We start from the raw sequence: 19,690 nt of genomic DNA, 5'->3' as shown, positions 1-19,690 counted from the left end.
TAATGTATACTATACTTGGTCTCACAGAGTTTTCTGGCTAGAGATATGATGAAATTGAGGGTGAATTGGGTGGAACAATTTTTAGGAGATGGCTGGAAAGTGCATCCGGCTGGTGGTGCAACAGGAGAAGCGTATATTGCCCAACAAGGTGAACAAACAGTGTTTTTAAAACGAAATTCGTCACCTTTTCTTGCTGTTCTTTCTGCAGAAGGAATTGTTCCCAAATTACTCTGGACAAAACGGTTGGAAAATGGGGATGTTGTCACTGCTCAAAAGCTAATACAAGGTCGAGAACTTAAAGCTTTTGAAATGAAGGAAAACCGTGTAGCAGCATTATTATCAAAGATTCACGGATCAAGTGAACTTCTCGACATGTTTAAGCGAATCGGTAATCAACCATTAACGCCTTATGTCATTGTTGAAAATTTACGCAGACAACTTCAAGCTTATCATATTGAAGATGAAACGATTGAAGCGGGCATGACTTACTTATTTGAGATGTTGGAATCAGTTAGACATGAACATTATGTTGTTTGTCACTGTGATATAAACCATAATAATTGGATGTTAGACGAAGAAGACCACCTATATTTAATTGACTGGGACGGTGCAACTGTTTCTGATCCAGCGTTAGATCTTGGTTTACTTCTTTATTCTTATATCCCGAAACAAGATTGGGAAGCTTGGCTTTCTCAATATGGTATACAGCTAGACCCTTCTTTACGTGGTCGTATGCATTGGTATGTGGTTTCACAATCCATTTCTGTATTGCTTTGGCACTTTGGAAGACAACAATTTGAGGAAGTTCAACAATTAAAGTTGTATATTGAAAGCCTCCTAAAGGAGTAGGGACTCACCAGTTCAAGCATCGGTGAGTCTTTTGATTTGTTAAATACGAGAAAAAACTCGATATTTCCTGAGGAATAAAGTCGATTTATTCTATAGTTAAGACATTGAGCCATTGTTCGACATCGTTCTGATCAAAAGGTTCATGATTTAACTGGTGTTTTTGTTGAATCTGCTCGAGCGTTTCTAAAACTGCGGGTTGTAGGGCAGGGTCAGTAGCTAAGGAAGATAGCAAACGTTCAATTTGTTGAGCTTCATCTGTTGTCATGTAGTTTTCAGCAGCTTGGTTTTCAATAAGGTCTCGAAGTAAATGCAATTTATCTTCATTGGAAATAGGCATAGAGGCGAGCACTCCTTAAAATAGTATTCCTAAGCTTTATTTTGCACTTGAATAGTAAAAGCTATTCTTATAATTACTCTCAATAAATACATTTGAAATAACAAAAAAGAGGTGGCGTCGTGCGTTTACGTAATAAGCTGGGGCGAAAGAAAAGATGAAACAATATCCCCACATTATTGTTTCTAACCCTAGTGAACATAAGGGGAAATGGAATCAAGTCTTCAACAATGATCACCCAATCCATGTTGAAGTTGGTACAGGTAAAGGTCAATTTCTAATGGGCATGGGGATGCTGCACCCTGAAGTAAATTACATCGGTATTGAAAAGTATGACAGTGTTATTATTACTGCTTTAGAACGTGCAATCGAATCAGAGCAACCCAATGTCAAATTTTTAAATGAAGATGTGACAAATATTTTAGATTATTTTGATCAAGGAGAAGTTGATCGTTTGTTTATTAACTTTACGGATCCTTGGCCTAAAAATAAACATGAAAAAAGAAGACTTACGTATAAAGGTTTTCTTGATTTATACAAACAAATTTTAAAACCTACTGGCGAAATTCATTTTAAAACCGATAATCAAGGATTATTTGAATACTCTCTTGAAAGCTTGTCGGGTTACGGGATGTCACTTCATAATGTCAGTTTAGATCTTCATAAGAGTGACATTGAAGGTAATGTAATGACAGAGTATGAAGAAAAGTTTTCCCAGAAAGGGATGCGGATTTATCGTTGTGAGGCAAAGTTTCGCTAATGTATTAAAGCACCGAGGTTTCGGTGTTTTTTTATTGGCTTTTTTAACATGACTTATTGTGTTTATTGGTTTGGTAATCTAAGTGAAAACAGGATATTAGTGATCTGTGCCGAATATTCATTAGATAGTAGCACACAAGGAGGAGATCTAGTGGAACGATTAGAAAGAGATGGCCTTACAATCACATGGTTAAACGGTGGGGTTACTCATATGGATGGGGGAGCCATGTTCGGAGTAGTCCCAAAACCTTTATGGAGTAGGAAATATCCTCATAATGATAAAAATCAAATTGAACTTAGAACAGACCCAATGCTAATCGAGAAAGATGGAAAAAGGATTTTAGTTGAAGCTGGTATAGGAAATGAAAGATTAGATGAAAAACAAAGAAGAAATTATGGTGTTCTAGAAGAATCCTCAGTGGAACAAAATTTAGCCAAGCTTGGATTGGCTCCTTCTGATATAGATATAGTTTTAATGACTCACCTTCACTTTGATCATGCTTCGGGATTAGTTAAAAAGGTTAATGGAGCAGATACATCATTATTTGAAAACGCTGTAATCTATACTTCAGAGATTGAATGGAAAGAAATGAATAATCCTAACATTCGTTCAAAAAATACATATTGGCAACAAAATCGAATAGCCATTACCGATCAAATTAAAACCTTTACTGACGAGGTCGAAGTTATACCGGGTATTCGACTTGTTCATACAGGTGGCCATAGTGATGGACATTCTATTTTGCTTATAGAACATGAGGGAGAAAGTTTTATACATTTAGCGGATATAATGCCGACCCATGCCCATGCCAATGTACTATGGGTTTTAGCTTATGATGATTATCCCATGACATCAATTAAGGAAAAAGAAAAATGGATGAATTACGCCAAACAAGAAAATGCCTCGTTCTTATTTTATCATGATTACAAATACCGGATGATCAAATGGAACGAACAAGGTGAGATCATCAGCTCGATTGAAAGAACACCTTATTCCTATTAAAAATGCTCTTCTCGTAAGGGTTGTCTATTGATAGACGGAAAGAATTAAGTGAAATGGAGCGGAAGGAACTTGACTCCTGCGGGAAAAAGAGGAAGGGCAAGACCACACAGACGAATGTCGTGGGGGCTTGGCTTCTCCCCGCGGAAAGCAAGTGCCTGCAGCGCAATGTAACGGAGCTATTAAGCATATAAAGTAATAACAAAAACCAATGTAATTAAAAAACCTGCTCGAACTCAACCGAACACTTAAGGTTGAGATTCATTCAAGCAGGTTTTTAAAAAGATCATATTAAGTAGCCTTTAAATCTAATAAAGCTCCTGTTTTTGTATCAGCTAAAAATTCAAATTGAGTTGTGCCCTGTTCGTTCGTCGTTGAAAGGCCACCACGGTAGACATTGCAAGAAATCTGATTTAGCTCTACTGTTTCTGGAATCATATGAATCCATGAACCTGAAATAGCATATGTGCGTGAAACGGTTTTTTTGATTTCTTTTAGAGCTCTTTCAGGTGAAATTTTCTCTGTTCGTAGTTGAGGTCCTAATAAATATCCAGCTGCTAAGCCTAGACTTAATCCTGCGATAAATCGTTTTACCATTTTTCATCTTCCTCTCTAGGTACATTCACTTTATCTTAGTATATCCAAAAAAAGACTGTCGTTTCAATTAGATTCTAAAATTGTAAAAAAAGAGAATGGTGGCAATGAACTAGTTCTTCAGATAAAATAAAAGAGATACATAATTATTTAGGTTTTCGAAAGGAGTTTGTTAAAGTGAATCAAGAGACGTTACAATTATTTAAAGCGTTAACAGAGCTTCAAGGGGCACCTGGATTTGAACATGATGTTCGTAAATTTGTTCGTTCAGAAATGGAAAAATATACAGATGAAATCGTTCAAGATCGGTTGGGGAGTATTTTTGGTGTGAAACGTGGAGACGAATCTGGGCCTACGGTTATGGTAGCTGGTCATATGGATGAAGTTGGTTTTATGGTTACATCCATTAATAAACAAGGTTTAATTCGTTTTCAGCCATTAGGAGGTTGGTGGAGCCAAGTTTTACTTGCGCAGCGAGTTCAAATTATGACAACTAACGGACCGATTATTGGTGTGATCGGTTCGACACCACCTCATTTATTAGAAGAGGCACAACGTAAAAAGCCAATGGAAATGAAACATATGTACATTGATATTGGTGCAGATGATAAAGCGGATGCTGAAGCGATTGGCATAAAGCCAGGTCAGCAAATTGTTCCGATTTGTCCATTTACGCCAATGGCTAATGAAAAGAAGATTCTTGCTAAGGCTTGGGATAACCGTTATGGAGTGGGTTTGTCATTAGAGCTTTTAAAAGAATTGAAAAACGAAAAGCTTCCTAATGTTTTGTATTCAGGTGCAACCGTACAAGAAGAGGTAGGATTAAGAGGCGCACAAACTGCAGCAACATGATCAAGCCTGATATCTTTTTTGCACTTGATGCAAGTCCTGCAAATGATGCTACAGGTGGAAAAGATGCATTTGGACAATTAGGCAAAGGTGCTTTACTGAGAATATATGACCGTTCGATGATAACACATCGTGGTATGCGTGATTTTGTATTAGACACAGCCGAGTCTAATGATATTCCATACCAATATTTCATTTCACAAGGCGGAACGGACGCCGGAAGAGTACATATGTCAGGAGATGGTGTCCCGTCAGCAGTAGTAGGTATTTGCTCACGCTATATTCACACTGCAGCTTCAATCGTTCATGTTGATGATTACGCAGCTGCGAAAGAATTAATTGTTAAACTGGTTAAATCAGCAGATGCTTCAACAGTCAATTCAATAAAAGAACAAGCGTAACCTTTTTATTATAGGAATTTGTTACTATTAAAATGAGGGTGACTGCGAGGAAATATCCTCTGAAGTCACCTTTTTTTGAATTTACAAATGGGGGGATAACCATGCTAGTTGCAATAGGCACAAAAAACCCTGCGAAAATCCATGCTGTTCAAGATTGCTTAATAAGGGAAAAGCTCTTTTTTATATCCGTGAAAGTTGAGTCTGGTGTATCAGCTCAACCGTTCTCTGATGAGGAAACAGTCTTAGGTGCATCTAATCGTGCTAAAGCAGCATTAGAAGTAACCAATGCCACATTAGCATTTGGCTTAGAAGGTGGAGTGCAGGAAACAAAAGATGGATTAATGCTTTGTAACTGGGGAGTGTTAATGCATGTTGATGGAGGTAAGTGGATAGCGGGCGGGGCCAGACTTCCACTACCAGAAATGGTTGTGAAAAAGTTATATGAAGGCTTTGAATTAGCTGATATTATGGCTTCTTTAACAGGAAAAATGGATGTTAGAAAAAAAGAAGGAGCTATGGGAATATATACAGCAGGATGGGTTAGTAGAAAAGAATTGTTCGCTCATATTGTCAGATTACTGTATGGGCAATATTCAGCTTCTAAAGCAAATAGTCACCATTAATGATAACATTTCTACAGTGGTTACCTTATTAATTTACATAAAATGTAAAATGATTGACACATCTCTTCAAGATCTTTTTTATTTCTCTCGATTAAAATAAAAGTGGGAGTAAAAATTGTTGTAAACAAGGAGAGGTGAGTCATGACTGGTTCAATATTAGCGGTAATACTTACGTTTACAGGAATGATTTATGTTGCGAGTATTGGAATGGCCGTTGGTCTTTTTAAACTGGCAGAAGAAGAATAGAAATGAATACGAGAATTATTCAAAGAAAAAGCATTGGATTTTATACTCCAATGCTTTTTCAATAGGCTGTTTAAACATACTTTAGTTCAAAATCATTTTATTCAAAAATATAAGCAATTGCTCGAAGTGCTTGTTCAGGAGTTTCCACAACAACTTGAGCCTTGTTAGCTAGTTCTTTTAATGGATGATGAAGTTTTTCATCTCGAATTATAATAACGGGTTTGGACATCGCAATGGCAGTAGCAGCATCCATGGCACTGTTCCACTGTTTGTACTGCTCACCGAAATACGCAATGACAATATCAGCTTTTGAAAGCAGTATTTGTGTTCGTAAATTATTTATGCTTGAGGCGGCTTCATCTTTTGCTATTTTACTTAATTGCGAACCTAATATTTCTTCACCAATCTGATCAGAACGATCATGGTCTTCCATAGGCCCAGTAAACGTAATCGGAAGTGCTAATCCAACAGCTTCCTCTCGAATTTCGTTGCGCCACGGATTGTGTATTTCACCTGCTAAATAAATCGTTAATTCCATTTTGGTGCCTCCTTGAGTAAGTTGCATTAATTTGCTTAATAATGAGAATGTACCAAAGTTGTTTGAAAAAAGGAAATGAAAGCTAAATTCTAACATTAATCGACAATGTTGTCTTGTCAGTGACTACCTTGAGGGTATGATAGAAGAAAATTAGGCAAGATAAGTAAAAGGAGTGTCAAGTATTGAAAAAGCAAAGTTGGCGTATCGGAGTTTTCGTTGTTGTTCTTCTCCTTTTAATTGGATGTTCTGTCTCTGAAGAAGAAGCGATTGAGCGCGGCCGCCAAGTTTTCGTAGGAAGTATAGAACAGGAACAACTAGAAACTAATTTTGAAAAAGATCAGATCCAAATACACTTACCTCGAGGTTTTGAAGTAATGGAAGAAATGGATTACAATTTGTTATTAGAAGAAAATGGGCAATTGTATAATCTTCTCTATGATCCTTTTGTTCCTCTCACAAGCACTTTTCATTTAGAACGTGATATGGAAAGCGCAGGCTCAGCTATTATTTATGAAGTTAATGAAACAGATGAGAAGATCTCTTACTTGATTGTGAACGAACAAGAAGAAGAAGGACAACTTCATGTGATTACAGCAGTTGGAGGAGCAAGAATTACGACCGTTACAACTTATCAATTACTAGAAGAGAGCATTGAAGCAATGATGGTCATCTTGCATTCCTATCAAGTTATAGAATCGTAATTAAAGATTGGAGGACATCGTTTGAGAACTTTCTTAGAAAAAAAGGGTATTGAGCTTTCATGGCGTACTTACTTTATTACAGCTTAAGTCATATGGCACTCGGTCTTTTTGCCTCACTTATCATTGGTCTGATTTTGCGCACGGTTGGTGAACAACTTTTCCTACTAGGCGTTATAAGTGTAGGTGAGTGGTTGCAAGAGGTTGGAGTACTTGCAATGGGGTTAATGGGTCCTGCGATAGGGGTTGCCATTGCTTATGGTTTGAAAGCGCCAAAGCTTGTTGTGTTTGCTACTATTATAAGTGGAGCAGCAGGAGCTCAATTAGGTGGGCCAGCAGGAGCTTTTGTAGCAGCTGTTATTTCAACTGAACTAGGAAAAATCGTGGCAGGAGAAACAAAACTTGATATAATTGTAACTCCTTTAGTAACGATCTTAACCGGATTCTTGGCGGCATCGTTAATTGGCCCTTGGATTCAAGCTGGAATGCAACAGTTTGGTGGCCTTATTATGTGGGGGACCGAGCAACAACCTATCTTGATGGGAATTGTTGTAGCCACGTTAATGGGACTAGCTTTAACTGCGCCTATTTCTAGTGCAGCATTGGCAATTATGTTAGAACTGAGCGGAGTTGCTGCTGGTGCTGCCACTGTAGGTTGTGCAGCGCAAATGGTTGGCTTTGCAGTAAGTGGATACAGAGAAAACGGTTGGTCTGGACTTGTCTCATTAGGCATAGGTACTTCGATGCTACAAGTTCCTAATATCGTGAAAAATCCCCTTATTTTAATACCGCCAACTATCGCAGGTGCCATTTTAGCACCAATTGCTACGGTTGGATTCGGTATGACTAATTTACCAGCAGGAGCAGGCATGGGTACAAGTGGATTGGTCGGTCCAATTATGACACTAACAGACATGGGCTTTTCTGCAAATGTGTGGATAGCTATAGCATTATTACACTTTATTGGCCCAGCCATTATCTGTCTGGTCCTCTCTGAGTGGATGAGAAAACGTGGATATATTCGCTTAGGGGATTTAAAAATAAACCAATAATGGGGGAATTTACAAATGGAAAAATTAAAGAGTATAGAAGAATTCAAGGAGGTATCAAGTAAAGAAGCAGCCATTTTTATGTTTTCGGCTGGTTGGTGCCCAGATTGTCGAGTGATTGAGCCTGTTCTACCTAGAATTGAAGCTGATTTTCCTAGCTTTACTTTTTATTATGTCGATCGAGATCAGTTCATTGACCTATGTGCAGAACTAGATATCTTTGGTATTCCAAGCTTTTTAGCTTATGTAGATGGCAAAGAGGTCGAGCGTTTTGTTAGCAAAGATAGAAAAACACAAGAAGAAATAGAAGCCTTTTTAACAAAAGCGGAATCACATTTCTAAAATGAAAAGAGCTGTTTCAATAAGTTGATACTTATTGGACAGCTCTTTTTTGGTTCCAACCTTTTTTTCTGATAAAATAATAGTTGAACGTAAAGGAGAGGATTACACAAATGGAAATGAGACAATTCCGTAAAGAAATTGAACAACGTCTAACAAGAGATGGTTGGTCAATCGTATATGATCATAAAGAAGCCACGTTACGTATAGAGGATCTTGAAATAAAAAAAGGGGTGACGCTTGCGCTTAAGCCACTGCTTGCCAAATGGGAAAGAAATGAATTTGGGTCAATTGACGAAGTAGTTCGCTATGTTGAAGTTGGATTAAAGGCAATGAAAGAAACACCAACCATAGAAGGAAATGAAAAAAAGATCTTCCCGGTTATTCGGTCTACATCGTTTCCGACAGAAACAAAAGAAGGAGAAGCTCTGCTTTTTGATGAGCATACCGCTGAAACAAGAATTTATTACGTTATCGACCAAGGCGAGTCTTACACGTTAATAAAAGAAGGTATGCTTGAGGGCACCACATTAACGCGAGAGAAAATTAAAGAGGTATCTTTATTTAACATTCGATCACTTCCAGCACCGTTAAAAGTAGATGAAGTAGCTGGGAATCAGTTCTTTTTCCTAAGAGCCAAAGATGGTTATGATGCTAGTCGAGTTTTGGATCAATCCTTGTTGGAAAAAATGGAAAAGCAAGCATCAGGGCAGTTGACTGTTGCGATTCCACATCAAGATGTGTTAATTTTTGCTGATATTGTCAATGAAAGAGGGTATGATGTACTTGCGCAAATTGCACTTCAATTTTTTGGAGAAGGAAGAGTGCCGGTGACCGCATTGCCGTTTATATATGAGAATGGTGAATTAGACCCTACTTTTATTTTGGCACAAAGAAAACCGAGAGAGAAATAGACAATCCGTCCATCACATCAAGGAATAATATGGTACAATGAATAATGAACGTACTGAAATTTGATGTGCTATCTACACCTTTTTTTGAACCGTTAAATATTTAATTTGGTGCTATGTTAAATAAATTAGTTAAAGAGGTTGACTTCACGTCTGATGACATACATGTACACAATTCAGCTTTTCAACGGATGAGTGTAAAATGGTGATCAGCTACGAAGAGTCAACCTCTTTTAAGTCAGCATGAACAACAGAAGAGAGATGAAAGAAAGAGAGTGATATAAATGGGTATGTTGAATCAATGGATGAGGAGGCTTCAACAGTTTATTGGTGGGTCCGAACCTGAAAGGGAAGAAGAAGAATACATAGAAAGTGAACGAACTTATAAATATGGACGAGTTGAATCAGATAAAAGAAAAAGCGAGTCTAAAATCATGTATCAGTACCCGAAAACAGGTCAGTTTCGTTTTCCAGTAATTGATGATCAACCAAAACGAAATAAGAGAATTGAAATAGCTTCTGAACCAAGATCAAGAAAGCAAAAGCCTAGACCTGAACCCAAAATGAAGAAGCAACAAGAAACAGTTAGTAAGCCGGAGTTTAAACTTACGTCCATTCCGTCACCCGTTTACGGATTTCAAGAGCGAACTACGACCAAAAGTGTAATGAGCGACTCATTATCTGTATCACCATTTGAAAAGAAATCCCACCAAAGTACTTCTGACATTCTACAAACAGTTATAGAAAGAGCAGAGGAAGAACTTATTATCGACAGTGGGAATGAAGAAGTTGCTGCCACAACAGAATGGGTTGAGGAAAAGGCGGTACAAATTAATACTAGTAACCTATCAACTGATGATAATGAAATAGAAATAAAGGAAGATATAAGAGAAGAACTAAAAGAAGAAGAAGTAAAGAGTGAATCGGTTGAACAGCAACCTAAAGACATCCCACAACAATTGGATTCTATCTACAAATTGGTTGATTCTAGTTTTTCGACTCAAGCCCAATCTGATGAAGAACTATCTATTGCGACCAAAGAGGAACAACCCTTTAAAGAGGTTAATCTTGATCCAGTCGTAGAAATCGAAGAAAAAGAAAAAGAAAAAGTGTCTGATCTATATGAGGAAGAGAAGACTGACGTTCAAGAAGAAGAGATTATGGCAGAAAATAATAGACAAGTAGTCGAAAAAGAAGACAAAGACAAACAAGAACAAGGTTTCTTAGAGCAGGTTGATGAGAAGGAAGAACAAAAAGAACCGTTATCAGAGCAAGAAAGTTCTAAGCCAAAAGAAGCGACGAGAACATCAAAGTCTCCAATTCCTTTCAATGTGATGATGTTGCCGCAAGATCAGCAAAAGAAACAAGTACCACAAATTAAAGAAGAAGTCCTTTCTCAACCCACTTATGCTTATCCAAGTATCCAGCTGTTGAATTATCCTGAAGTTAAGGAACAGGACGAATCTGAATGGCTAGAAGAGCAAGGAGCTGTTTTAGAAGAAACACTGCAAAGCTTTTCCGTTGATGCAAAGGTTGTCCATACGACAAAAGGTCCTTCAGTTACTAGGTTTGAGATTCAACCAGGCAGAGGCGTTAAAGTTACGAAAATTACAGGGTTAACTGATGATATCAAGTTGGCGCTTGCGGCTAAGGATATCAGGATCGAAGCCCCTATACCAGGTAAAAACACAATTGGAATAGAAGTACCAAATCGAACATCTACTCCTGTGTTCTTACGTGAAATTTTACGTAGAAACTCTTTTATTCGTTCAGATTCACCATTAACGGTTGCATTAGGACTAGATATCTCGGGTCAACCAATTGTTACAGATTTAAAAAAGATGCCTCATGGCCTCGTTGCAGGAGCAACAGGTTCTGGTAAAAGTGTGTGTATCAACTCAGTGTTAGTGAGTCTTTTATTCAAGGCAACTCCTGATGAAGTTAAGCTTATGTTAATTGACCCTAAGATGGTGGAATTAGCTCCATATAACGGATTGCCTCACTTGGTGACGCCAGTAATTACAGACGCGAAACAAGCTACTGCTGCTCTTAAATGGGTCGTTTTAGAAATGGAAAGAAGATATGAATTATTTAGTCAAAAAGGAGTACGGGACGTTGGAAGATATAATGACTTGTACTCGGAGTCTCCTGATCAACCAGCACTGCCGTTTATTTTGGTAGTCATTGATGAATTGGCAGATTTAATGATGGTTTCTCCTCAGGAAGTAGAGGACGCGATTTGCCGAATTGCACAAAAAGCCAGAGCATGCGGTATTCATTTATTGCTAGCTACGCAACGGCCATCTGTTGATGTAATTACTGGATTAATTAAAGCAAATATTCCTACACGTATTGCGTTTTCAGTGTCTTCTCAAACTGATTCTAGGACTATTCTAGATATGGGTGGGGCTGAAAGATTGCTTGGAAAGGGAGATATGCTTTTTCATGAAAATGGCTCTCCTAAACCAGTACGAGTTCAAGGGACATTCGTATCTGATCAAGAAATTGAAGATGTGGTTGCCCATGTAAAAAAACAGAGAGAACCTAACTATTTACTTGAGATAGATCAATTGAAGCATGTTGTAGAAGAAGTGGATGATGAACATTTTGAAGAGGCTTGTTACTATGTCATTGAACAAGGTTCAGCTTCGGCATCAAGTCTACAACGAAAATTTAGAGTTGGATATAATCGTGCTGCAAGGTTAATTGATCTGATGGAGGAAAGAGGAATTGTGTCACAGGCTATGGGAAGTAAGCCAAGGCATGTACTTGTAGACACCATTGAACTTGAGGAAATCCTTTATCACCAAGAAAGCTAATCTATTTTCGTCTTGTTTTCATAAGCGAGGTTTTATATGATAATGAGATACAAAACATTGCTAAATAAAGTATATGAAAACTGCCTTTATTAAAGTTGGGTTAACGAGCATAGTCATTACGGGTAAGCCTTACTTGAAGGTAGGATACAAGGAGTTTAACCATGAAAGAGATAACTAGAAAGCTAAATGGGGAAATAAAACGGCTAACCAATGAAACGTTTAAATTTGACGAACGCGTGAGAGAGGGATGGTTTTCTGCTGTATATTTTTTGAAAACGAGAGAAATTGTTGAGAAATTTCGTCCCAATAACATCGTAACGATGCAGTTCTTTCAAAAGGAACATGCCGTTTTATGTGGAACGGATGAAGTGATCGCTTTAATTCGTACTTTTGCAAAAAATGCTGAGAACCTAGAACTAAGATCTTTAGAAGATGGAGATAAAATTAAACCTTTTGAAACGGTCTTTACGATTACGGGCAAATATGAAGACTTTGGCTACTTAGAAGGCATCATTGATGGGATTTTCGCAAGAAGAACATCAGTAGCTACAAATGTATATAATGTTGCAAAAGCGGCTAGACATTCAGGTGTGCAAAAACCAATTATTTTCATGGGTGACCGAGATGATCACTTTACCCAGCAATCTGGTGATGGGTATGCAGCTTTTATCGGAGGATCGAAAGCACAAGCGACTCACGCCATGAACGAATGGTGGGGAAAGAAAGGGATGGGAACAATGCCTCATGCTCTCATCCAATTATTCCAAGGTGATGTAGTCGAAGCAACAAGGGCTTATAAAAAAACCTTTCCTGAAGATGATTTAATGGCTCTTGTTGACTATAACAATGATGTCATTACAGATTCTTTAAAGGTAGCTCGTGAATTTAAAGGAGAGTTAAAAGGGGTAAGAGTGGATACATCGCGAACAATGGTTGATCAATTCTTCTGTAGAAGACCAGAAGTAATGGGTTCATTCGATCCTAGAGGGGCGAATGCTACTTTATTATTTGCACTACGTGAAGCATTAGATAACGAAGGTTTTCAACATGTGAAAATCATTGTGACAGGCGGATTTAATGCTGAGAGAATTAAAGAGTATGAAGAAGCAGGAGTACCGGTTGATATTTATGGGGTTGGGGGCAGTTTACTTAAAATCCATATTGGTTTCACCGGCGACAATGTCATGTTGAACGGGGAACATGAAGCAAAAGCAGGTAGACGCTTTCGCGACAATCCAAGACTACAATTGGTTGAGTAATGCATGTTGAAGACCTACTGGCTTCAGTCGGTCTTTTCTTCATGCTAGAACATATACTATTTGGTGGATACTGCTTGTGCTAAATTGGTTAAAATGTTGTTATCTGATATAATGGGTCAATGAGCGTTTAAGCCCGTTAAAATTGACTTCATTGGACGCAAAAAAACGACGTGAATTTTGGAGGTCCAAACTATGAAAAACTTTCACTTTATTGGAATTAAAGGATCGGGAATGAGCGCATTAGCGCAAGTGTTGCACGATATGAATTTCTCTGTTCAAGGATCTGATGTAGAGAAAACATTCTTCACACAAAAGCCACTTGAACAAAAAGGAATTCAATTATTCCCTTTTGAACGTAATAATATTAAAACCGATCAACATGTTGTTGTTTCGGCTGCTTATGGAGATGATCATGAGGAAGTGCAAAGAGCTCATGAACTAGGAATTGAGGTAACCAAGTACCCGACGTTCCTAGGTGAATTTATACAGCAATATACTAGTATAGCTGTCACAGGTTCGCATGGTAAAACATCAACAACTGGTTTGTTAGCACATGTTCTTGGTGCTGCGTTTCCCACGTCTTTTTTAATTGGAGATGGAACGGGAAAGGGAGAGGAAAACTCGAAATACTTTGCGTTTGAAGCTTGTGAATATCGACGTCATTTTCTTAACTATAAACCTGATTATTGCATTATGACGAATATTGATTTCGATCACCCAGATTATTTTAGTGATGTTAAAGATGTATTCTCTGCGTTTCAAGAAATGGCTATGCAAGTTAAAAAGGCAATTGTGGCTTGTGGAGATGACGAGCATTTACAAGGCATTCATGCAAACGTACCAGTAGTGTATTATGGTTTCAATGAAGACAATGACTTTCAAGCTCGAAATATTGCAACAACAACAGAAGGTACCAAATTTGATGTGTATGTTCGTAATAGCTTATATGGTACGTTTACGACTCCAGGTTATGGAAAACACAACGTCTTAAATGCTTTGGCTGTGATTGCTCTTTGCCATTACGAAAATGTTCCAGCAGAAGTAGTAGCTGAACATTTAAAGACTTTTCAAGGGGTAAAACGTCGTTTTAGTGAAAAGGTAGTTGACAAGCAAATTTTAATCGATGATTATGCTCATCATCCCACTGAAATTGCAGCAACGATTGAAGCGACTAAACAAAAATACCCAACACATAATGTAGTAGCTATTTTTCAGCCACACACCTTCACAAGAACGAAAACTTTTTTAAATGAATTTGCTGAGTCTTTAAACAGAGCAGACTTTGTTTACTTGTGTGATATTTTTGGATCAGCTCGCGAACAAGCAGGGAATTTAACGATTAATGACCTTCAGGATTTAATACCAAATGCGAAATTAATAACTGAGGAGTCTATTTCTATTTTGAAAAATCATGAAAATAGTGTTTTGCTATTTATGGGAGCTGGAGATATTCAGAAATTCCAGCAGGCATATGAGGATTCACTTCAGTAATGGTTCAATGAATATGAATAAACACGAAGAAAGATCAGTTCATTATCAATCACTGATCTTTTTTTGTATGAGAATGAGACTCTACAATCAAGGTTGAAGAGTATCGGAACCGTTCCATTGCGCGGAAGGCAAGCCCCCCTCGACGTTCCGTCTGACGGGCCTTGCCTTTTCCTCTTTTCCCGCAGGAGTCAAGTGCCTTCCACTCCATTCTACTTTTGATATATCAAATATCAAAAGATCTGTCCTAAAAGGATTAATACTTTCAAAAAAGAGGGCCACACTTCACAAGTGTGATCCTCCTCTTCATTCATATTATTTTAAGTTCTCTGGGTTTAAAGATTCTAATTCAGGAATAACGAATCGACCGTCTTTGCGAATCAGTACATCATCAAAATAGATTTCTCCGCCACCGTATTCAGGACGTTGGATCATGACAATATCCCAGTGTATGCTTGAATTATTGTTATTTGATGCTTCTTCATAGCATTGACCTGGAGTAAAATGAAAGCTACCATCAATTTTTTCATCAAAAAGGATGTCTTTCATAGGGTGTTGGATATAAGGGTTAACCCCAATAGCGAACTCACCGATAAAACGAGCTCCTTCATCTGTATCAAGGATTCTATTAATACGCTCTGTATCATTAGCAGTAGCGTTAACGATTTTACCATTTTCGAAAGTGAAAGATATGTTTTCAAAGGTAAAGCCTTGGTAAGGTGAAGGTGTATTATATGTAATCGTCCCATTAATGGAATCACGGACAGGAGCTGTGTACACTTCTCCATCTGGAATATTTCGTTTACCAGCGCACTTAATGGCTGCAATATCCTTTATAGAGAAAGTTAAATCCGTTCCTGGTCCTTTTAACTGAACCTTGTCTGTTTGGTCCATTAAAGCAACTAACGCGTCCATCGCTTGATCCATTTTACCGTAATCAAGGTTACAAACGTTAAAGTAAAAATCTTCAAACGCTTCCGTACTTGTATTTGCTAACTGTGCCATTGATGAACTTGGATAACGTAACACTACCCATTTTGTTTTTGGTACGCGAATCTCTCGGTGAACTTTGGTGCCTACCGTTTTGCCGTGAAGAGCCATTTTCTCACTAGGAACGTCAGATAGCTCAGAGATGTTATCACCTGCTCGCAAGCCGATATAAGCATCCATTTCGCTCATCACTTGCGCTTCATAAGCAGCCATCATTTGAAGTTGTTCTTCTTGAGCCCCCATAAGTAGAGATCTATCTACTTGATGGTCTTTCAACAAAACGAATGGATAACCACCAACATTGTAAGCTTCTTGGACAAGTGAAGTAACAAGTTCACGTTGCAAGCCGAAATTCTCGATTAAGACTTTTTCTCCTTTTTTTAGTTCAACTGAATAAGTAATTAAATTTTTTGCTAATGTTTGAATTCTAGGATCTTTCATTCATCTTCCTCCTTATGTTCACTCCTACTATTGTAAACGAATTATAGATAACATAACAGTAATTGTGAAAAGTTGCAGGAAATCTTATTGTTTTCACGAATATAGTAATGAAATCATGTTTAAAAAAGAGTAAGAATGGGTATTTCGATATATAGAGTTATAGTCTGTTAGGGAGGTGAAAGCTGAAGAATGGTAGTTCTACTTTACATAAGTGCTTTGGTCGCTGCAATTGCCTTTGCGGTATTAGTAATATATGTCGTTCGCGCACTAAAATCCGTAAACATCACGTTAGTTCATGTGGCAAACGCGATGTCTGGGTTAGAAAAGCAAATTAATGGCATAACAAAAGAAACTGAAGAACTCCTAAACCGAACCAATCGATTAGCTGATGATATCCACGGGAAATCGGAATCATTAAATACGGTCTTTTCATCAGTGAAAGAACTTGGAGAGTCTTTAGGACAAGTAAATCAATCAATTAGGCATGTTTCCAATACAGTTTCAACTCAGACTGTGAAACAATCTGAGCAGATTGCTAAAGCTGTGCAATGGGGAAATGTTGCTATTGATTTATATGCAAAGTTTAAACAGAAACAAAAACAAAACGAAACCCAAGGAGGAGAAAAATCATGAGTGAAATGAACACAAAGGATTTTTTAATTGGATCTTTAATCGGAGGAATTGTAGGTGCTTCAGCAGCATTATTTTTAGCGCCTAAATCAGGTAAAGAGCTTCGTAGTGATCTGTCTGAACAAGCACAAGCTGCAAAAGAAAGAACGAACCAATTAACGACGAATGCCTATGAAAAAGGGAATGAGTGGGCTTCTTATGCAAAAGAGAAATCTTCGACTATCGCTAAAGTAGTTTCAGATCAGTCAACTCAAGTCGTAGACAAAGTAAAGGAAGCAACGTCAAACTTGAAATCACAAGCAGAAGAGGTTCAAGCATCGGCAGAAGAGGTGGTTGGAGATCTTGCAGGAGATGTTCAAGATGCTGGTGAAGAAATTGTAGAAACAGTAAAAAAAGAAGTAGATGAAATTCAAGCGAAAGTGGAAACTGGAACAGCTACTAACTAAATTGATCGAAAATAGGCGATGGATCACGATAATAAGTCTTGATATTAAAAGAGGCTTTTATCGTGAAACTCGCCTTTTTGTTATGCATTTGAGGAAACATCTTTTACGATTAACTCTATCTTATCTCCACTATATAATTCGCTACTGAAAAAAGTATCCTCACCATTCTTTTTTAAGATTAATTTTTTCCCAGTTAGCGAGTCGATATTAAGATCAACGAAAGAGAATAAGTCTTGCACAATAAAATCACTAGTTTCTTTACGTGTCAGTTTTAAACAATCGTTTGTTTGAAGTTCATCCTCGAGCGTTAGACGTTTATTTTCACGGTGGACTTCAACCAACGGTCTTTCAAGGGTTATTGGTTTCTCATTAAAAAAGACGGTTAAGTGTTCAGTAACTTTCACCTTTTTGGCTTGAAGTAGATCGCTTACTGTCAGCTTTGTTTTGGCTTCCCAGTCAATTCGATCAAGATTAGTTAGCTTTTGGTCAAGTCTACTCGGTTTATTATTCACTAATATCGTTGGCGTCCATGTAGAATCAATCCACTTCTTGTCATTAATAAAAAGTGTAATTGGAACAAGAAAATCGTGTAATTGTAAAGCGTCAAAAAGATCATTAACCGTGATGACTTGTTGAACGGTAATGTGATCACGATCCTGAACAGGGGTTTCTTTTGTAACGACTTTTCCATTTAAAATTAACTTTGAGGCAAATTGTTTCTTTATCCCATTTACAAAGACGGTTAAATTAGGTTCATCTTCTATTAAGTCACGTAAAGTTACAGAAGGTGCAGCTCCATTTTTCCCAGGTTCAACTATAACCGCATCACCTGGTGTTAGAGGAGCATCCAGAGTAGTTGGTTCGTTATTTTTAAGTAGAACAGGTGGATGTCCATGTTCTCCTGGAATTGAAATTAACTGATTTTGTACAGTTGCCATAATTGCTAAACCTGGTTTACCGTATAATTTAGCAATTTCAATACCGGCAGCTAGTAATCCATCTCCAACGGTTAGGGTCTTAATATCAAATAAACGTAAAGTTCGATCATTGATTGTAACACTAATGTATTCAATAGGATTTTCTTTAGCAGCAATAGCAATCCCGATTGGAGTAACGAGTTCCGGACCTAGTGGAATCGCATGATCTTGTTTAAGTAATTTAATAGCATCTGCTCCTCTAATGGCGACTCGACTTTCAGAGAGATTAAGTCTATTTGCTATCATCTGCGGGAGTAAAGGTGTTAAACTACCACCACCAACTAGCATGACAGCTTGAGGGGCTTTTCCATTTAAATTCATAATCTCGTTGCTAATTGAATTAGCTAGGTTTTCTACGGCTCCTGTAATTGACTCGACGATAACAGATTTCTCTAAAGTAGATTCTACTCCGAGAATATCTTGAATTGTAATTAAATCTTCTTTTAATAACTGACGTTTCATCTTTTCTGCGTCAGGAAAATCAAGTAAATAAGAATCACTAATAGCTTCTGTAATTTCATCTCCTGCAACAGGTACCATACCATATGCAATAATTGTATTTTCATCTGTAATAGCAATGTCTGATGTACCTGCTCCAATATCCACTAATGCGACATTTAACCTGCGCATAGAGGGAGGAATTAATACATTTATTGCAGCAATTGGCTCAAGAGTTAATGCTTCTAACTCTAAATCAGCCCTAGACAAAGCAGCAAGCAAGGATTCTACCACTACTTTAGGTAAGAAGGTAGCAATGACCTCGACAGATGCTTGTTTACCAGTCTGATCAAGAAGGCTACCAATTGGTTCACCATCTAGTCTGTAATATAAAACGGAGTAACCAACACAATAGTACTCAAAAGCACCATCTTCCACTTGTTCATTTGCCAGCAGAAATTGAGCATTCTGAACGGCACTAAGTTCTAAATGAAGCAAATCATCTCTTGAGAGCATCGGCTTATTTTCAATCTCAAGTGTGAACTCTGAACGTCTCGTTTTAAGAGATCTACCTGCAGCAGCTACACAAACTTTATTAAGATGACCATGGCGTTCCTCTAAATACGTTTTAACTCGCAAAATGACCTTAGCGACTGAAGGAACATCATGAATTTGGCCATCTAGCATAGCTCGTTCGTTATGCTCCTCTACAAACGAGTCGATAAGCTGATATTGATTCTCGTTTTGTTCTAGAAGTAAACCAACGACTGAACGAGTTCCGATATCGAGAGCGAAAAGAGGAGTATTTTGTACATGTGTCATCTGGTCATCACCTTCACTGTATATTTACATCAAGCTTTATGTTATTCGACAAATATCTTCAATTTATTGTACTAGAGATTATCTTAAAAGGTAAGAAAAATCTAAGTAAATCATTTTAACCAATTAACGCGCTAACGCATAAAAGCTTAGGAGCTTAAAAGCACTAAAGAAAAAAATCGTGACATTCTGA

Annotated in this window: 16 protein-coding genes and 3 pseudogenes; 14 read left to right on the top strand and 5 right to left on the bottom strand. The window is 37.7% G+C overall.

The features are described 5' to 3' along the window. Positions 1 to 60 precede the first annotated feature (60 nt). Entirely contained in the window at positions 61 to 849 is a 789-nt protein-coding gene (locus JCM9157_RS05705) for a phosphotransferase family protein (RefSeq protein ID WP_162831751.1), read from the top strand. An 85-nt stretch (positions 850 to 934) separates the two neighbouring features. Here JCM9157_RS05705 and JCM9157_RS05700 read toward each other — a convergent pair whose 3' ends face one another. Next, entirely contained in the window at positions 935 to 1,186 is a 252-nt protein-coding gene (locus JCM9157_RS05700) for a YtzH-like family protein (protein WP_035662975.1), read from the bottom strand. 119 nt (positions 1,187 to 1,305) lie between these two features. Between JCM9157_RS05700 and trmB the strand changes: the two are divergent. Continuing rightward, positions 1,306 to 1,943: pseudogene (gene trmB, locus JCM9157_RS05695) on the top strand (tRNA (guanosine(46)-N7)-methyltransferase TrmB). Between the two features lie 150 nt (positions 1,944 to 2,093). Then, positions 2,094 to 2,945: a YtnP family quorum-quenching lactonase gene (locus JCM9157_RS05690; RefSeq protein WP_035662974.1), complete on the top strand. Its 852-nt coding sequence runs from the start codon at positions 2,094 to 2,096 to the stop codon at positions 2,943 to 2,945. 288 nt (positions 2,946 to 3,233) lie between these two features. On the opposite strand, the gene JCM9157_RS05685 is transcribed toward JCM9157_RS05690, so the two are convergent. Beyond that, positions 3,234 to 3,539 (bottom strand): hypothetical protein, encoded by a 306-nt coding sequence (locus JCM9157_RS05685; RefSeq protein WP_035662973.1) that lies wholly within the window; start codon positions 3,537 to 3,539, stop codon positions 3,234 to 3,236. A gap of 174 nt (positions 3,540 to 3,713) precedes the next feature. Here JCM9157_RS05685 and JCM9157_RS05680 point away from each other — a divergent pair. Further along, positions 3,714 to 4,786, top strand: a pseudogene (locus tag JCM9157_RS05680) (M42 family metallopeptidase). 101 nt (positions 4,787 to 4,887) lie between these two features. Continuing rightward, the gene (locus JCM9157_RS05675; protein ID WP_035662972.1) at positions 4,888 to 5,409 is read left to right on the top strand and encodes a DUF84 family protein; all 522 of its coding nucleotides are present in this window, start codon (positions 4,888 to 4,890) and stop codon (positions 5,407 to 5,409) included. A 343-nt stretch (positions 5,410 to 5,752) separates the two neighbouring features. Here the strand turns inward: JCM9157_RS05675 and JCM9157_RS05670 are convergent, their stop codons facing one another. Next, positions 5,753 to 6,193, bottom strand: coding sequence for a YtoQ family protein (locus tag JCM9157_RS05670; protein WP_035662971.1), 441 nt, complete (start codon positions 6,191 to 6,193; stop codon positions 5,753 to 5,755). Between the two features lie 182 nt (positions 6,194 to 6,375). Between JCM9157_RS05670 and JCM9157_RS05665 the strand changes: the two genes are divergently transcribed. The 7 genes and pseudogenes from JCM9157_RS05665 to murC all read left to right on the top strand — a co-directional run bounded on the left by JCM9157_RS05665 (position 6,376) and on the right by murC (position 14,759). Beyond that, the gene (locus tag JCM9157_RS05665; protein WP_035662970.1) at positions 6,376 to 6,894 is read left to right on the top strand and encodes a hypothetical protein; all 519 of its coding nucleotides are present in this window, start codon (positions 6,376 to 6,378) and stop codon (positions 6,892 to 6,894) included. A 21-nt stretch (positions 6,895 to 6,915) separates the two neighbouring features. After that, positions 6,916 to 7,943 (top strand): annotated as a pseudogene (locus tag JCM9157_RS05660) (PTS sugar transporter subunit IIC). A gap of 15 nt (positions 7,944 to 7,958) precedes the next feature. Continuing rightward, positions 7,959 to 8,282, top strand: coding sequence for a thioredoxin family protein (locus JCM9157_RS05655; RefSeq protein WP_035662969.1), 324 nt, complete (start codon positions 7,959 to 7,961; stop codon positions 8,280 to 8,282). 110 nt (positions 8,283 to 8,392) lie between these two features. Beyond that, positions 8,393 to 9,193, top strand: a complete 801-nt coding sequence (locus tag JCM9157_RS05650; RefSeq protein WP_035662968.1) for a DUF1444 domain-containing protein — start codon at positions 8,393 to 8,395, stop codon at positions 9,191 to 9,193. Positions 9,194 to 9,474: 281 nt separating this feature from the next. Next, positions 9,475 to 12,009 carry a DNA translocase FtsK gene (locus JCM9157_RS05645; RefSeq protein WP_035662967.1) on the top strand — a complete coding sequence of 845 codons (2,535 nt, stop codon included), beginning with the start codon at positions 9,475 to 9,477 and terminating at the stop codon, positions 12,007 to 12,009. Positions 12,010 to 12,170: 161 nt separating this feature from the next. Beyond that, positions 12,171 to 13,268 (top strand): nicotinate phosphoribosyltransferase, encoded by a 1,098-nt coding sequence (locus tag JCM9157_RS05640; protein ID WP_035662966.1) that lies wholly within the window; start codon positions 12,171 to 12,173, stop codon positions 13,266 to 13,268. Positions 13,269 to 13,460: 192 nt separating this feature from the next. Then, on the top strand, positions 13,461 to 14,759 hold the full coding sequence (murC, locus tag JCM9157_RS05635) for a UDP-N-acetylmuramate--L-alanine ligase (protein ID WP_035662964.1): 1,299 nt from the start codon (positions 13,461 to 13,463) through the stop codon (positions 14,757 to 14,759). A 312-nt stretch (positions 14,760 to 15,071) separates the two neighbouring features. Here murC and JCM9157_RS05625 read toward each other — a convergent pair whose 3' ends face one another. Beyond that, a complete protein-coding gene (locus JCM9157_RS05625) occupies positions 15,072 to 16,187 on the bottom strand; it encodes an aminopeptidase (RefSeq protein ID WP_035662961.1) in 1,116 nt (371 codons plus the stop codon). 189 nt (positions 16,188 to 16,376) lie between these two features. On the opposite strand from JCM9157_RS05625, the gene JCM9157_RS05620 reads away from it, so the two are divergent. Beyond that, complete coding sequence (locus JCM9157_RS05620; protein WP_035662959.1) at positions 16,377 to 16,820, top strand: DUF948 domain-containing protein; 444 nt, start codon at positions 16,377 to 16,379, stop codon at positions 16,818 to 16,820. Then, positions 16,817 to 17,263, top strand: coding sequence for a YtxH domain-containing protein (locus JCM9157_RS05615; RefSeq protein ID WP_035662958.1), 447 nt, complete (start codon positions 16,817 to 16,819; stop codon positions 17,261 to 17,263). Before JCM9157_RS05620 ends, JCM9157_RS05615 begins: the two co-directional genes overlap by 4 nt. An 80-nt stretch (positions 17,264 to 17,343) precedes the next feature. Here the strand turns inward: JCM9157_RS05615 and JCM9157_RS05610 are convergent, their stop codons facing one another. Continuing rightward, on the bottom strand, positions 17,344 to 19,500 hold the full coding sequence (locus tag JCM9157_RS05610) for a cell division protein FtsA (RefSeq protein WP_035662956.1): 2,157 nt from the start codon (positions 19,498 to 19,500) through the stop codon (positions 17,344 to 17,346). Between the last annotated feature and the right edge of the window lie 190 nt (positions 19,501 to 19,690).

The sequence above is a fragment of the Halalkalibacter akibai JCM 9157 genome (assembly GCF_000513135.1).
In the GTDB taxonomy this organism is placed as follows: domain Bacteria; phylum Bacillota; class Bacilli; order Bacillales; family Bacillaceae_D; genus Halalkalibacter; species Halalkalibacter akibai.
The sequence above is the reverse complement of the archived record's forward strand: the minus strand, read 5'-3'. Positions and strand labels throughout refer to the sequence as shown.